The sequence below is a fragment of the Serratia sp. EWG9 genome (assembly GCF_019913725.1).
Classification (GTDB): domain Bacteria; phylum Pseudomonadota; class Gammaproteobacteria; order Enterobacterales; family Enterobacteriaceae; genus Serratia; species Serratia ureilytica.
Genome location: NZ_JADNRO010000006.1, coordinates 172,952 through 188,450, shown reverse-complemented (window position 1 = coordinate 188,450; position 15,499 = coordinate 172,952). Strand labels below are relative to the sequence as shown.

General features: G+C 59.4%; 16 protein-coding genes. 3 read left to right on the top strand and 13 right to left on the bottom strand.

Translation table 11 applies throughout. The features are described 5' to 3' along the window. Positions 1–16 precede the first annotated feature (16 nt). The 4 genes from ITX55_RS15485 to yfbV all read right to left on the bottom strand — a co-directional run bounded on the left by ITX55_RS15485 (position 17) and on the right by yfbV (position 3,711). Positions 17–1,849: an SLC13 family permease gene (locus ITX55_RS15485; RefSeq protein WP_033643862.1), complete on the bottom strand. Its 1,833-nt coding sequence runs from the start codon at positions 1,847–1,849 to the stop codon at positions 17–19. Positions 1,850–1,946: 97 nt separating this feature from the next. Then, entirely contained in the window at positions 1,947–2,603 is a 657-nt protein-coding gene (locus ITX55_RS15480; RefSeq protein ID WP_094141784.1) for a sugar phosphatase, read from the bottom strand. A gap of 17 nt (positions 2,604–2,620) precedes the next feature. Then, positions 2,621–3,115, bottom strand: a complete 495-nt coding sequence (locus ITX55_RS15475) for a YfbU family protein (RefSeq protein ID WP_033643864.1) — start codon at positions 3,113–3,115, stop codon at positions 2,621–2,623. Between the two features lie 140 nt (positions 3,116–3,255). Next, complete coding sequence (gene yfbV, locus ITX55_RS15470) at positions 3,256–3,711, bottom strand: terminus macrodomain insulation protein YfbV (RefSeq protein WP_004936061.1); 456 nt, start codon at positions 3,709–3,711, stop codon at positions 3,256–3,258. Between the two features lie 358 nt (positions 3,712–4,069). Between yfbV and ackA the strand changes: the two genes are divergently transcribed. Beyond that, complete coding sequence (gene ackA, locus ITX55_RS15465; RefSeq protein WP_004936063.1) at positions 4,070–5,272, top strand: acetate kinase; 1,203 nt, start codon at positions 4,070–4,072, stop codon at positions 5,270–5,272. Positions 5,273–5,346: 74 nt separating this feature from the next. Continuing rightward, on the top strand, positions 5,347–7,506 hold the full coding sequence (pta, locus tag ITX55_RS15460; protein WP_004936066.1) for a phosphate acetyltransferase: 2,160 nt from the start codon (positions 5,347–5,349) through the stop codon (positions 7,504–7,506). A gap of 111 nt (positions 7,507–7,617) precedes the next feature. Here the strand turns inward: pta and ITX55_RS15455 are convergent, their stop codons facing one another. The 7 genes from ITX55_RS15455 to ITX55_RS15425 all read right to left on the bottom strand — a co-directional run bounded on the left by ITX55_RS15455 (position 7,618) and on the right by ITX55_RS15425 (position 12,786). Continuing rightward, positions 7,618–8,064, bottom strand: coding sequence for a hypothetical protein (locus tag ITX55_RS15455; RefSeq protein ID WP_033652000.1), 447 nt, complete (start codon positions 8,062–8,064; stop codon positions 7,618–7,620). Next, positions 8,042–8,434 carry a polymorphic toxin type 44 domain-containing protein gene (locus ITX55_RS15450; protein WP_071997811.1) on the bottom strand — a complete coding sequence of 131 codons (393 nt, stop codon included), beginning with the start codon at positions 8,432–8,434 and terminating at the stop codon, positions 8,042–8,044. Before ITX55_RS15450 ends, ITX55_RS15455 begins: the two co-directional genes overlap by 23 nt. A 320-nt stretch (positions 8,435–8,754) precedes the next feature. Then, positions 8,755–9,708, bottom strand: a complete 954-nt coding sequence (locus ITX55_RS15445; RefSeq protein ID WP_099782591.1) for a transketolase family protein — start codon at positions 9,706–9,708, stop codon at positions 8,755–8,757. Next, positions 9,701–10,552, bottom strand: coding sequence for a transketolase (locus ITX55_RS15440; protein ID WP_199559784.1), 852 nt, complete (start codon positions 10,550–10,552; stop codon positions 9,701–9,703). Before ITX55_RS15440 ends, ITX55_RS15445 begins: the two co-directional genes overlap by 8 nt. Before the next feature lie 13 nt (positions 10,553–10,565). Continuing rightward, a complete protein-coding gene (locus tag ITX55_RS15435; RefSeq protein ID WP_004936074.1) occupies positions 10,566–11,945 on the bottom strand; it encodes a PTS ascorbate transporter subunit IIC in 1,380 nt (459 codons plus the stop codon). A 23-nt stretch (positions 11,946–11,968) separates the two neighbouring features. Next, a complete protein-coding gene (locus ITX55_RS15430; RefSeq protein ID WP_025303676.1) occupies positions 11,969–12,250 on the bottom strand; it encodes a PTS sugar transporter subunit IIB in 282 nt (93 codons plus the stop codon). A gap of 92 nt (positions 12,251–12,342) precedes the next feature. Beyond that, complete coding sequence (locus ITX55_RS15425) at positions 12,343–12,786, bottom strand: PTS sugar transporter subunit IIA (RefSeq protein WP_033651946.1); 444 nt, start codon at positions 12,784–12,786, stop codon at positions 12,343–12,345. Between the two features lie 310 nt (positions 12,787–13,096). Between ITX55_RS15425 and ITX55_RS15420 the strand changes: the two genes are divergently transcribed. After that, positions 13,097–14,116 (top strand): LacI family DNA-binding transcriptional regulator, encoded by a 1,020-nt coding sequence (locus ITX55_RS15420; RefSeq protein ID WP_042785105.1) that lies wholly within the window; start codon positions 13,097–13,099, stop codon positions 14,114–14,116. Positions 14,117–14,169: 53 nt separating this feature from the next. Here the strand turns inward: ITX55_RS15420 and yfcD are convergent, their stop codons facing one another. Then, positions 14,170–14,715 carry an NUDIX hydrolase YfcD gene (yfcD, locus tag ITX55_RS15415; RefSeq protein ID WP_004936086.1) on the bottom strand — a complete coding sequence of 182 codons (546 nt, stop codon included), beginning with the start codon at positions 14,713–14,715 and terminating at the stop codon, positions 14,170–14,172. A 100-nt stretch (positions 14,716–14,815) separates the two neighbouring features. After that, the gene (gene yfcE / locus ITX55_RS15410; RefSeq protein WP_033643871.1) at positions 14,816–15,367 is read right to left on the bottom strand and encodes a phosphodiesterase; all 552 of its coding nucleotides are present in this window, start codon (positions 15,365–15,367) and stop codon (positions 14,816–14,818) included. Between the last annotated feature and the right edge of the window lie 132 nt (positions 15,368–15,499).

Genomic DNA, 15,499 nt, shown 5'->3' with positions numbered 1-15,499 from the left:
CAGCCTCGCTGCGCCGTTAAAAACCGTAGAGCCACGGCACCACAATCACGCTGACCGCCATCACCAGCAGGGTGAACGGCACGCCGAGACGCACGAAATCGCCGAACTTGTAATTGCCCGGCCCCAGCACCAGCGTGTTGACCGGTGAAGAGACCGGCGTCATAAAGGCGGCGGACGCGGCGATGGCGATAATCATCGCGAACGGGTATGGCGAGACGCCCATTTCGCGCGCGGCGGCGATGGCGATCGGCGCCATCAGCACCGCCGTCGCGGTGTTGGAAATAAACAGCCCGATAGTCGCGCACAAGACGAACAGGCACAGCAGCATCACGCGCGGCCCCGCCCCGCCGGCGACATCCATCAGCCCGCTGACGATCAGACTGACCCCGCCGGTCTTTTGCAGCGCCTGCGCGAACGGCATCATGCCGACGATCAAAATGATGCTCGGCCAATGGATCGATTTATAAGCGCTCTCCATGTCGATACAGCGGAATTTGCCCATCAGCAAACAGGCGATCAGCGCCGCAATCGGGTTGGGGATTTCGTCGGTCAGCATCATCGCCACCATCAACGCCAGGCAAAACAGCGCGTGCGGCGCCTGCGTGATGGCCGGCGCCACTTCGTCCACTTCGGCCGGCAAGTTGAGCACGATAAAGTCATGGGTTTTGGCCTGCAGTTGACGAATCGCCTTCCAGTCGCCGATCACCAGCAAAATGTCGCCCAGCTCCAGCGGCTCGTCCACCAGTTTGCCGCCGAGCGTCTCGCCGTGGCGGCGGATGCCCACCACGTTCAGATCGTAGCGGCTGCGGAACGCCGCTTCGCGCAGGCTTTTGCCCAGCAGCGCCGAGTCAGGGATCAGCGAGACCTCCGCCATGCCGACGTTGCGCGACTGTTCCGAGAAGTAATCGCCGCGCAGCACCATCGGCTCCAGCCGCTGTTCGCCGCAGAATTCGCGCAGATCGATCTGGCTGTCCGACATGTCGATCAAGAGGACGTCGCCCTCGCGCAGCTCGGTGCTGCCGGAGGCGCTGACCATCACCCGCCGAAAGCGTTTCCAGCGTTCGATGCCCACCACGTTGGCGCCGTAGCGCGCACGCAGATGCAGTTCATCCAGCGAACGCCCGATCAGCGGCGAAGCGCTGCGGACAGCCAGCCGCCGCGCGCGGCCGGTCAGTCTGTAATCGCGGATCAGATCGCGGAAGGTGCGGCGCTGCCAGCCGTCGCCGGCTTTGCCCGTGTCACCGCTGCCCAGCCAACGCCGGGCGATCAGCATGTAGCCGACGCCCAGCGCCAGCACCACCAGGCCGATCGGCGTCACGCTGAAGAAACCGAAACCATGGATGCCTTCGCGCACCAGCTCGCTGTTGACCACCATATTGGGCGGCGTGGCCACCAACGTCATCATGCCGCTGATAAGCCCGGCGAAGCTGAGCGGCATCATCAGCCGCCCCGGCGCGATCTTCATTCTGGCCGTCACGCTGAGCACCACCGGGATAAAGATCGCCACCACGCCGGTCGAGCTCATAAATGCCCCCAGCCCGGCGACCGTCACCATCAGCAGCATCAACATTTTGGTTTCGCTGCTGCCGGCCACTTTGACCAGCCAGTCGCCCACCTGATAGGCCACCCCGGTGCGCACCAACCCTTCGCCGATCACGAACAGCGCGGCGATCAGAATCACGTTGGGATCGCTGAACCCGACCGTCGCCTCCTGCAGGCTGAGCGTACCGCTCAGCACGAAGGCGATGATCACCAACAGCGCCACCACGTCCATGCGCAGCTTGTTGGTGGTAAACAGCACGATGGCAATCAGCAGTAAACTCAGCACCCACAGTAATTCGCTGTTCAAAACGGCCTCATCCGGCAAATGTCCAAGGGCTTAAAAAATAGCATAAAAAAAACCCGCAAAGGCGGGGTCTAATCAATTAGGGTGAAGATAATGCCACTCAGGCCAGTAGGCGAACGATCGCGCCCTGCGCCGTTTTATCAACGGCGATCTGCGCCAGCGAATCCAGCCGCAGGTCAACCTGCTCCAGCTTCGGCGCGTCGGCCGGGGCGTTGACCGCAATCACCTGGCAGCCCGCCGCCAGCCCCGAAAGAATGCCGGCCGGCGCGTCTTCAACCACCACGCACTCGTGCGGCGCCAGCCCCAGACGTTCGGCGCCCAGCAGGTAGGCATCGGGCTGAGGCTTGCCGTGTTTAACCTGCTCGGCGGTGATGAACACCGCCGGCTGCGGCAAACCGCCGGCCTGGCGGCGAGCGCCGGCTACCGGCACCGAACCGGAGGTGACGATCGCCCAAGGGATGCCGAGCGCGTTCAGGCGCGCCAACAACGCGATGGCGCCCGGCAGCGCGCGAACGCCTTCGGTATCCTGCGCTTCCACCTGCTCCAGCAGTTGGAACTCGCGCTGAATTTCCGCTTCGCTTTCACCCGGCATAAAGTGGCGCAGAGAAGTAATGGCCTGTTTACCGTGAATGAAGTCCAGCACCGCTTGCGGATCGACGCCGCGACGCTCGGCCCAGTGCGTCCAGGCGCGCTCTACCGCCGGCAGCGAATCCACCAGGGTGCCATCAAGATCGAACAGAAAACCCTTACACTCCACAGAAAACCTCTTTTTAATCAAGCATTGATGATTTGCGCTATCTCAACGGCGCTCAAGTGATACTGGCGCGGGCAGGCCAGCCAGATCGCCAGCATACGCTGGTATTTTTCCCACATTTTGGTCTGGGCGTTGAAACCGTGGCTGCCGGAATCGAAGTGAGTATAGCGCCCCTCGGTGTTGACCAGGAAACGCACATAGCTCAGGTAGCGCGCCTCGGTGGCGGCGTCGAAGCCGAGAAACGCCAGGCGGCGCTCGTCCAGCCCCTGTTTCTCTTTCAGATTGCCCCAGGAAACCTGCAGCGCATGGTGCATCTCCATCACGTTGATGATGGTGCGGCACACCTCTTCGCTCAGTTCGCCAAAGTCACGATCCAGCTCGCGCATTTGCAAGCCGAAGCCGCGTTCAACGATGGTTTGCAACCGGCGATAACGATCGCTGTTGTCCGGATCGAGTAGCGTCATCATCTTGTACTGATTCGACAGGATCAGGCGCTGGGCATGGGTCATTTCCATCAGGATTTCCTCATTTCTGTATGATGGCGGGAGCATCGCACAGCGCAAGAACGCAGGAAATCACAACTCGACCGTTCTTTGATTTAAACCGGGGTTATTGGCGCTTTGACGAGAAAGGCCGCATCAGCGCGGCCTTTTCATTACAGATCGTCGAGGAAGGTTTTATCCAACTGCTTGAAGGCGCGCTTAAGCAGATCGGCCAACGTCTGATAGGTGGGCGTGCCCTCGAGCGGCGCCACCGCCTGCCCGGCTTCCGTCAGCTTGTTGCGCACCTCATGGAACCATTGCAGCAGCGTCGGCGGCAGCGGCGTAACAGAGCGACGCCCCAGCCACCACAAGCCCTGCATCGGCAGGCTGCAGGCAAACAGCGCGGTGGCGATCGCCGGGCCGAGCTGGCCGCCCAGCGCGATCTGCCAGGTCAGCGTGAAAATCGCCAACGGCGGCATGAAACGGATAGCGAAACGGGTGGCACGCGCAACGCGGTTCTCCGGAAAGACCGGTGCCAGACGTTTGTCTGACGGCCAGGTTTTCATATAATGCTGCCCGCGCTGGAAGACCTGAAACCAGCTTACGGAACCGGACGGTTTGCTCGTCATTGCGTACCTCAACGTCACGTAAAGAAACTAAAAGCGTGCTGCCAGAGCCCATACTAAAAAATTTGAAGCTTTAAATTTATTTTGTGTTTGCACCGGGCTATCGGTATCCTAAGCCGGCCTTGTGGCCGGTAGAAGATGACGTAAATTTTGTCAACTTTTAGCCCTATAAAAATCAAGATTATTTAAACCGCAGAGAAATCATCGGTTTTTCCATCATCCTGTGATTTGTGCACTTCACATGATGTTAATCATAAATGTCATCGGCACTATGCGCTACGCTTGTTGTCTGATTGACGATTAATTCACCACGTGTGTTCGATTTTCTTTTAACAACACGACTATTTAAGTAGGTACTTCCATGTCGAGTAAGCTAGTACTGGTTCTTAACTGCGGCAGTTCTTCTCTGAAATTCGCCATCATCGATGCCGTTAACGGCGACGAATTCCTCTCCGGTTTGGCCGAGTGTTTCCACCTGCCTGAAGCTCGCATCAAGTGGAAAATGGACGGCGCCAAACACGAAGCTGCCCTGGGGGCCGGCGCTGCACACAGCGAAGCGCTGAACTTCATTGTTAATACTATTCTGGCACAAAAACCAGAGCTTTCTGCGCAGCTGACCGCTATCGGCCACCGCATCGTGCACGGCGGCGAGAAGTTCACCGCTTCCGCCGTGATCAACGACGAAGTTCTGCAGGGTATCAAAGATTCCGTGCCGTTTGCACCACTGCACAACCCAGCTCACCTGATCGGCATCGCGGAAGCGCTGAAATCCTTCCCTCACCTGGCTGACAAGAACGTTGCCGTGTTCGACACCGCGTTCCACCAGACCATGCCGGAAGAATCTTACCTGTACGCCCTGCCGTACAGCCTGTACCGCGACCACGGCGTTCGCCGCTACGGCGCACACGGCACCAGCCACTTCTACGTGACTCAAGAAGCCGCGAAGATGCTGAACAAGCCGGTAGAAGAAGTGAACGTGATCACTTGCCACCTGGGCAACGGCGGCTCCGTCACCGCAGTGCGCAACGGCCAGTGCGTTGACACCTCCATGGGTCTGACCCCGCTGGAAGGCCTGGTGATGGGCACCCGCAGCGGTGACATCGATCCGGCTATCATCTTCCACCTGCACGATTCTCTGGGCATGAGCGTTGACCAGATCAACAAGATGCTGACCAAAGAATCCGGCCTGCTGGGCCTGACCGAAGTCACCAGCGACTGCCGTTACGTTGAAGACAACTACGACAGCAAAGCCGACGCCAAACGCGCCATGGACGTGTTCTGCCACCGTCTGGCCAAATACGTCGGCGCCTACAGCGCGCTGATGGAAGGCCGTCTGGACGCGGTGATCTTCACCGGCGGCATCGGCGAGAACGCCGGCATGGTGCGTGAGCTGACCCTGAACAAACTGGGCCTGCTGGGCTTCGAAATCGACCACGATCGCAACATGGCCGCTCGCTTCGGCAAATCCGGCGCCATCACCAAAGACGGCAGCCGCCTGGCGCTGGTGATCCCGACCAACGAAGAGTTGGTCATCGCGCAGGACGCATCCCGCCTGACCGCGTAATGCTCTCAAAACACCGTCAGCCCAGGCTGACGGTGTTGTTTTAGCCTCATGTTAATCGTGAAGAGGACTATTCTGTGTCACGTACTATTATGTTGATCCCCACCGGCACCAGCGTCGGCCTGACCAGCGTCAGCCTGGGTGTCATCCGCTCCATGGAGCAAAAAGGCGTTCGTCTGAGCGTGTTCAAACCTATCGCTCAACCGCGCACCGGCGACAACGCACTCGACCAGACCACCACCATCATCCGCAGCAACTCCACCATTCCGGCGGCCGAACCGCTGCGCATGGACTACGTTGAGGGCCTGCTGAGCTCCAACCAGCAAGACGTGCTGATGGAAGAGATCGTGGCGCGTTACCACGAGAACACCAAAGACGCGGAAGTGGTGCTGATCGAAGGCCTGGTGCCGACCCGCAAGCATCAGTTCGCCAACGCGCTGAACTACGAGATCGCCAAAACCCTGAACGCCGAGATCGTCTTCGTGCTGGCGCTGGGCAACGACTCCCCGGCGCAGCTGAAAGAGCGCATCGAACTGGCGCGCACCAGCTTCGGCGGCAGCAAGAACAAAAACATCACCGGCGTTATCATCAACAAGCTGAACGCGCCGGTCGACGATCAGGGCCGCACCCGTCCTGACCTGTCCGAAATCTTCGACGACTCCACCAAGGCCAGCATCGCCCACGTCGATCCTGCACAGCTGTTCGCCAACAGCCCACTGCCGGTTCTGGGCTGCGTGCCGTGGAGTTTCGATCTGATCGCCACCCGCGCCATCGACATGGCTCGCCACCTGAAGGCCCGCGTGGTCAACGAAGGCGACATCATGACCCGCCGCGTGAAGTCCGTGACTTTCTGTGCGCGCAGCATCCCACACATGCTGGAACACTTCCGCCCAGGCTCCCTGCTGGTGACCTCCGCAGACCGCCCTGACGTGCTGGTCTCCGCCTGCCTGGCCGCGATGAACGGCGTGGAAATCGGCGCCATCCTGCTGACCGGCGGCTACGCCATCGACGAGCCGATCAAGAAGCTGTGCGAACGCGCCTTCCAAACCGGCCTGCCGGTGTTCATGGTTGACACCAACACCTGGCAAACCTCGCTGAGCCTGCAGAGCTTCAACCTCGAAGTGCCGGCGGACGACCACCAGCGCATCGAGAAAGTGCAGAACTACGTGGCCAGCCACATCAGCACCGAGTGGATCGACTCGCTGACCGCTACCTCTGAGCGTTCACGCCGCCTGTCTCCACCGGCGTTCCGTTACGAACTGACCGAGCTGGCGCGTAAAGCCGGCAAGCGCATCGTGCTGCCGGAAGGCGACGAGCCGCGCACCGTGAAAGCGGCGGCCATCTGCGCCGAACGCGGCATCGCGGAATGCGTGCTGCTCGGCAACCCGGACGAGATCCAGCGCGTCGCGGCAGCGCAAGGCGTTGAGCTGGGCAAAGGCATCGAAATCGTCGATCCGGTCGCCGTGCGTGAAAACTACGTGCCGCGTCTGGTTGAGCTGCGTAAGAGCAAGGGCATGACCGAAGTGGTCGCGCGCGAGCAGCTGGAAGACAACGTGGTGCTCGGCACCCTGATGCTGGAACAAGGCGAAGTCGACGGCCTGGTCTCCGGCGCGGTTCACACCACCGCCAACACCATCCGTCCGCCGTTGCAGCTGATCAAAACCGCACCGGGCAGCTCGCTGGTGTCCTCCGTGTTCTTCATGCTGCTGCCTGACCAGGTACTGGTCTACGGCGACTGCGCGATCAACCCGGATCCGACCGCCGAGCAGCTGTCTGAAATCGCCATCCAGTCTGCGGATTCCGCCGCGGCCTTCGGCATCGAGCCGCGCGTGGCGATGATCTCCTACTCCACCGGCAACTCCGGTGCGGGCAGCGACGTAGAGAAAGTGCGCGAAGCGACCCGTCTGGCGCAGGAAAAACGCCCGGATCTGATCATCGACGGCCCGCTGCAGTACGACGCAGCCATCATGGCCGACGTCGCCAAGTCCAAGGCGCCGAACTCGCCGGTGGCCGGCCAGGCGACCGTGTTCATCTTCCCGGATCTGAACACCGGCAACACCACCTACAAAGCGGTACAGCGTTCCGCTGACCTGGTCTCCATCGGGCCAATGCTGCAAGGCATGCGCAAGCCGGTGAACGACCTGTCGCGCGGCGCACTGGTTGACGATATCGTCTACACCGTCGCGCTGACGGCGATCCAGTCTTCCCAGGCTGACGCTGCCGCCGCCAAGGCGTAATAAACCGTTAAAAAAAGCCAGTCAGGTAATCCTGACTGGCTTTTTTATGCCTGATACTCTTGGTGATGATGCTGTTTTAGACAATACCCGCCAAATCCGCAGCACCCACCATCATCGCCAAGCGCTGACGCCCCGTGCAGAAAAATCAATGGTAGGCATGATGGGGGTTTGGCTGTTCGTGGCATAGAAAAATGCCGAATTCGTAAAGGAATACACCTTCCCGGAAAAATTGATGGTGACGCGGTTGCCCTCGCCGCGGATAGTTGCATCAGCCCGATCCGCCGTCAAAATTGGCGCGCTTTGACTCAGCACGTTTATAGGGTCGCCATCCAGGCTTCCGTTCAAATAGTAACGATACACATCCGTGTCGGTGGCCCCCGCATTCTGGTACTCGGTGACATAGAGCCAAATCTCGTCGGTCAACTGCTTTTTGCTGTAGAGCTTATCGTCATAAGTCTCGCGGGTGGCATACCAATACCCCGCAAAGCCAACGACAATAACCAACAAAACCGTCGTCAATAGCCGATGAGCCCATTTAGTAACCATGCCGAGTTGCATAATCAATTCCTTGTTTGATCCAATATTGATCCCGAGGGTCATCACCATACGGCGGGCGTTGATACCAATGACTCCATTCTAACCGCGATGTTCCTGCACGTGACTGAGCAAATCCAGCGCCCATCAACAAAATATCTGCGGGAATTCCAGCCGCGGTACCGGTTGCACCATAATTGAAATTACCAAAGTTAGCCAAGGCGCGATTTTGCTGTTTGTAATCCCAGGGGCCCCGATTTTTTACCTGATGGTAGAACCAATAGTAAGTACCAGGCAACGCCATGTTGCGTGGTTGCCCCTGCCTGCGCGCCTCGCGCAAGTTTCTGGCAAGAACAGTAAAACCGCCTGGCGGCAGTAATGGAACCACGGCCATAATCTCCTCCTTGAGAGCCGGATGTCATTTAATCATAGGGTTTATAAAAAATTCACACAGTGTCTTATTCACTGCACGTATGAATAAGACAGCATGACGAAAATCATTCACCAAATAAATTTAACACATTGTATTTATTTGATTTATTCCCTCATTATCATATTTTATCCCTGTATTGACCAGTTATTATCAATGAAAAAAAAGTCCCCTAAGGGACTTTATAATGGATAGCATGTTGATAAACGTCTCAGGGCAGAACAACTCGCGGGTAATAACCAATTCGATTACCGATTAAGTATGCCGGTAATTCCTATTCTGCTTTACAATAACTGCCCGGCAGCCTCCAGAATATGCTCGGCGGTCAGGCCGTACTCCTGCTGTAAAAACGCCTGGGTGCCCACCTGGCCGTAACGCTCCTTCACCCCCACGCGCCGCATCGGCGTCGGGCATTCCTCCGCCAATACCTCCGCCACCGCCGACCCCAGCCCGTTATGAATGCTGTGGTTTTCACAGGTGACGATGCGTCCGGTCTTGGCCGCGTAGGTTTTGATCAGTTCACGGTCAATAGGCTTGAGGGTGAACATATCGATCACCGCCGCGCTGACGCCCTGCCGCGCCAGCATCTCCGCCGCCTTCAGCGCCTCCGCCACCATGATGCCGTTGGCGATCAACGTGATATCGTCGCCGTCGCGCAGCAGGTTGCCCTTGCCGATGGTAAAGCGCGAGCCGTCCTGGTAGATGCGCGTCGCCTGCTTGCGGATGGTGCGCACCCAGTAGAAGCCGCGCAGATCCATCAGCTGGCGCAGAATGTCGGCGAACATGGTGGCGTCGGTCACTTCCAGCACCACCGAGTGCGCCAGCCCGCGCACGATGCCCATATCCTCGAACGACATGTGGGTGCCGCCGTTGTGGCAGGCGCTCACCCCAGCGTCGGAAGCGATCACCTTGACGTTGTTGCGCTGATAATCCAGCGACATGAACAGCTGATCGAAACAGCGGCGGCTGGCGAAGGCGGTAAAGGTGTGCACGAACGGCACCCGGCCAGTCAGCGACAGTCCGGCGGCGACGCCGATCACGTTGGCCTCCATGATGCCGCAGTTAATCACGTGCTGCGGGTGATCCTTATGCACGCCGTCCATCGCCATGGAGCTCATCAGATCCGCCTCCAGCGCGATGATCGGCGCGCCCGCTTCAATCTGCCGCCTGACCGCGCCGGCATAGACTTTGCGCATTTCGACGGCGTCGTTTTCCAACTGCGTCACTACGTTAAACATGGGCGGCCTCCAGTTCGGCGATGGCTTTTTCAATCTCCTGCTGCACGTCCGGCGTCAGGCGCAGGTGGTGTGAGTTCGACAGGTTTTCCAAATAGGTCACCCCCTGTCCCTTGATGCTGTCGAGCACGATCGCCAGCGGCCGCTGTTCTCCGCCGCGCGCCGGCCTCACCGCCGCCAGCAGCGCCGCAATGTCGTCGCCCTTGATGGTCTGCACCTCAAAGCCGAAAACGCGGAACTTGGCGGCCAGATCGAACGGTTGGATCACCTCGTCCAGCGCGCCGTCCAGCTGCTGTTTGTTGTAATCGATAAACAGCGTCAGGTTGTTCAGATTGTGGTGGGCGATAAACTGGAACGCCTCCCAGCACTGCCCTTCGTTCAGTTCACCGTCGCCGAGGATGCTGAACACCCGATTGCGGCGCCCCGCCAGCCGATGGGACAGCGCCATGCCGGCGGCGATCGACACACCCTGCCCCAGCGAGCCGGTAGTGGCGTCCACGCCGCGCGTGCGCAGCCGGTCCGGATGGCTCGGCAGGCGCGTGCCGTTCTGATTGAGGGTTTGCAACTCCGCCAGCGGGAAGTAGCCCTTGATCGCCAGCGTGCTGTACAGCGCCGGGCCGGCGTGCCCCTTCGACAGCACGAAGTCATCGCGCTCCGGCCAGTCCGGATCCGCTGGATCGATGCGCATCACGCCGCCGTACAATACCGCCAGCGTCTCGACCACCGACATACAGCCGCCGTAGTGGCCGAACCCCAGCCCGGTCAACGCCTTCAATGTTTCCAGGCGGATGGCGCGCGCCAGGGCGCGCAGCTCTTCAATTTCCATTTCGCTCGTTGTGTCGTTCATCACTCTGCCCTCGTTATTTCTCGACGCGGTCAGCGGCCGGCGCGCCTTTGCGTTTTCCCAGGAAGTTATGCGCCACCAGCAGCGCAAACACGGCGACAATCGCCAGCATGATCATCTCTTTCGACATAAAGCGCGCCATGTTGCCCAGCAGGATGCCGATCGCGCCGAAGTCGGCGTCGGAGAAGGTAGTGTTGGCAAAGCCCAGCGCCCCCAGCACAGGCAGCAGCAGCACCGGCAGGAAGGTGATCAGCAGACCGTTGGCGAAAGCGCCCAGCATCGCGCCGCGCCGCCCGCCGGTGGCGTTGCCGAACACCCCGGCGGTAGCGCCGGTGAAGAAATGCGGCACCACGCCGGGCAGGATCAGCACCATCTTCAGTTGCCCCAGCAGGAACAGCCCGGCCAACCCGCCGAGGAAGCTGAACAGGAAGCCGATCAGCACCGCGTTGGGGGCATAGGGGTAAACCACCGGGCAATCCAGCGCCGGCCGCGCGTTAGGCACCAGTTTTTCCGAGAAGCCGGTGAACGCCGGCACGATCTCCGCCAGAATCAAGCGCACGCCCTGCAGGATAATGAATACCCCGGCGGCGAAGGTGATGGCCTGGATAATCGAGTACACCAGGTAGTTCTGGCCGCCGCTGAGCTCGCTTTCCACATAGGCCCGCCCGGCGCAGATCGCCAGGATCAGGTAGATGACGATCATGGTCATCGAGATCGAAATGGAGCTGTCGCGCAGGAAACTGAGGTTTTTCGGCAGGTTCATCTCTTCGGTCGAGCGCGAGTTTTTCCCCACTTTCGAGCCGATCCAACCGGACAGCACATAGCCCAGGGTGCCGAAGTGGCCGAAGGCGATATCGTCGTTGCCGGTGATGCGGCGCATATAGCGCTGGGCGATCGCCGGGAAGAACGCCATCACCAGCCCCAGGGTCAGCGCGCCGGTGAACACCAACTGTACGCCCTCGAAGCCCGCCACCGTCAGGATGATGCCGATCATGCAGGCCATGTAGAAGGTGTGGTGGCCGGTGAGGAAGATGTATTTCAATCGGGTAAAGCGCGCCACCACGATATTCGCCACCATGCCGAACGCCATGATCAGCGCGGTGGAAGCGCCGTATTTCTCCAGCGCGATGGAGACGATGGCTTCGTTATTCGGAATGATGCCCTGAATATTAAACGCGTGTTCGAACATGCCGCCCAGCGGATTGAGCGACCCGACCAATACCGTGGCGCCGCCGCCCAAAACGATAAAGCCAAGAATGGTTTTTACCGTGCCTTTCACCACGTCGGAAAACGATTTCTTTTGCGCCAGCAAACCGATCAGCGCAATAAGCCCGACCAGTACCGAAGGCACCTTTAATATATCCACCACAAACTTAAGCGTTTCCTGGATAAACATATCCACCTCGCCAATCGTTTTATTCAGATGATTGAGTGGGCTTCGAAGTAAGCGCGCAGCTTGGCTTCAAGCTCATTAATGTCGATGATGTTGCTGATCACCACCAGCTGCTCGGCCGGTACGCTGGCGCTGTCGGCGATGTCTTTCGCCATCACGAACACGTCGGCGGCGCCGGGAGTGGCGGACGACAGATCGGAGTGTTCGACCTCGGCCTCCACCCCCATCTTTTTCAGCACCTTTTTAATGTTCATTTCCACCATAAAGCTGCTGCCGAGACCTGAACCGCAAATCGCCATGATTTTCATGATATCCACCTGTTGAATTTAGCGTGTAGGGTAGCGCCGCCGGGAATATTCCCGACGTTATGGGCATTAATAATGTTCCTGGTGATTAAACGTTAATAGCGGGCAATAATATCCTCAATTTGCCGTTTATCTGTGGCGTGAAATAACGCTTCCATCGCCGTGTTATCGGAAAATAATTCCGCCAACTGCGAAATCATTTCAATATGACTGTTGCCGTCGGGTGCGGAAAGCATCACCACCACCTGAACCGGATCGTTATCCGCAGAATGAAAATTCACGCCCTGGTGGATCTTCAACAGCGACAGCCCCAGCGCGTTGGCGCCCTGCTCCGGCCGCGCGTGCGGCATCGCGATGCCCGGCGCCAGGACGAAGTAGGGGCCAAGCAGCTCCTGCTGATGAAAGATGGCCGTCAGGTAATTCGGCGTAATCACGCCGCGTTGCAGCAGCGGTTGCGCGCTCAGCGTTACCGCCTGGCGCCAGTCCTCCACCCGTTCGCACAGCTGTATATGATCGGCGGTCAGCCATTCTTTCAGCACGTTACCCTCCCAAGCGTTGATGGTTTCGGCTGGTGATTAATTCACCGACGACGGTAAAACTTTAATCAACCCCTCTCGGCTGCACAGTGATTGGCATCACAAAGATAGCGCTACCAAAGCGCTATCATGCAGAACTGTGATAGCGCTATCAAAACGCCATGCCGCGGCGCGGCGTTAACCACAATTTTTTCTCGCTCTTCCGGGTTACGGGGTAGAATGTGCCGCATACTGGGATCGTCGAAGCCGCGCCGTCGGCTTCCCACCATCACAATCTTTATGCGCCGCGCGCGCATTTCAGTCGGGATTAGGCATGTCGATCGGTAAAAAACGCCGCAGCACAGGCAGGGTGACGTTGGCTGACGTAGCGCAGCTGGCGGGCGTCGGCACCATGACGGTGTCGCGCGCGCTGCGCACGCCGGAACAGGTTTCGGACAAACTGCGCGAGAAGATAGACGCGGCGGTAAACGAGCTGGGCTATCTGCCCAACCTGGCCGCCAGCTCGCTGGCCTCGGCCTCGTCCTACACCATCGCCATGGTGGTGCCCAGCCTGTCCGAATCCGGCTGCGCCGAGATGTTCGCCGGCCTGCAGAAAGTGCTGCAGCCCGCCGGCTATCACATCATGCTGGCGGAGTCGCAGCACCACCTGGAACGCGAGGAGAAACTGCTGGAGACGCTGCTCTCTTACAACCTGGCGGCGGCGGTGCTGCTCAGCGTCGAGCATTCGCAAAATGCCCGCAACGCGTTGATCGCCGCCAACATTCCGGTGGTGGAGATCGGCGCCGTACGCGCCGATCCGATCGACATGAGCATCGGCATCGATTACGTGGCGGCCATGTATCAGCTGACGCAAACGGTGATCGCCAGCGGTTACCAGAATGTCGGACTGCTGTGCGCCAATCAGGAGCAGTGGATTTTCCAGCAGCACCTGCAGGGCTGGCACAAGGCGCTGCTGCGCAACCATATGTCGCCGCATCGGGTCATCAACGCCGCGCAGCCCGCCAGCTTCAGCACCGGCGCGCAGCAGCTGCCGGAATTCTTGCTGGCCTGGCCGGAGCTGGACGCGCTGGTGTGCGCGTCGGACGAACTGGCGGGCGGCGTGCTGTATGAATGCCAGCGGCGGCGCATCAAGGTGCCGGATAATCTGGCGGTGGTGGGCTTCGGCAACAGCGAGTTCAGCCGGGTGTGCCAGCCGCCGCTGACCACCATGACCATTCCGCATCGCGACATCGGCATTCAGGCCGGCCAGGCGCTGCTGGCGCGGCTGAACGAGCATCCCTGGCAGCCGCCAGGCTCCCTGCCCGCCACGCTGTGCCGCCGCGACAGCTGCTGAATCCGCCCGTAAAAAAAGCCGGTCGATGACCGGCTTTTCCATGCGCAGGCGGCTCAGTGATTGTCGAGCGGCTTGCCGTAATCCTGTTCATTGTTGCGCGTCAGCCACAGCGACAGCGCCTTCAGCGAATCCGGGGTAAACTCGTCGCAGCGGGCGGTGATCTCTTCCGGCGTCAGCCAGCACACCTCGGCCACTTCTTCTTCCTGCAGCGCGAACGGCCCGTGCGATACGCAGCTGAACAGCGCGCCCCACACCCGGCACTGCTCTTCCTCAAAGTAGAACAGACCGTGCTCGGCGAAAGGCACGCCGGCGATGCCCAGCTCCTCTTCCGCCTCGCGGCGCGCCGAATCCAGCACGTTTTCACCGCTTTGCACTACGCCGCCCGCCGTCGCGTCCAGCCAACCCGGGTAGAAGTCCTTGATCTCGGTGCGACGCTGCACCAGAATTTTTCCCATCCCATCATGCACCACAATATAGGTAGCACGATGACGCAGCCGCTCCGCCCGCATCTGTTGACGACTGGATTGAGCAATCACCTCGTTTTGCTCGTCGACGATATCAACCCACTCGGTATCTGCAGCCTGACCCTGTTCCGCCATCCTCTAAAACCTTCTATTTTGGCGCGATGCAATCCCGCGCGCTGGTTAATCAATGAGTGTTTTTCAAAGATTTTTATTGTGTGTGTATAAATTAGTGCGTTTAGCGTGTTAACGCCACCTCCGCGACGACCTTGCCGTCGTCGAGCGTCAGCACGCGCAAAGTGCCGCTTTCCAACATGCCGTAGCTGGCGGGAAAGCCCCCTTTCGGGATGCTGACCGAGCCCGGATTGAAGCAATAGATCTCACCCTGCCGCTCCGCCTGCGGCAGATGCGTATGGCCATAGGCCAAGACGTCACCGCAGGATAACGGCGGCAGTGCCGAGGGATGATAAAGGTGACCGTGGGTCAAAAACAATCGTCTTTTTTGCAGTAAAACCTGTTGCCAGGGCGCCTCGATGGGAAACGTCAGCAGCATCTGATCGACCTCGCTGTCGCAATTGCCGCGAACGGCGATGATCTTGTCGCTATAGCGATTCAATCGTTCGGCAACCTGAGCGGGCTGATACCCGGCGGGCAACGCGTTGCGCGGGCCGTGATTCAGCAAATCACCCAGAAGAATCAGCCAGTCGGCGCCGTGTTGTGCGAACAATTCCAGCACGCGTTCGGTCGCCGGCAGCGAACCGTGGATATCCGAGGCGAACATCAGCTTCATAACCTTGTCCTATAGAGGGAAATAAGCGCCATTTTACCGCGCCGGCGCCGTGCGGCAAACCGCCGCCCGCCCCGGTGGAGAATTGTGATCCAACTGTGCAGATAGCATCGGACGAATCCCACATAGCCTGCT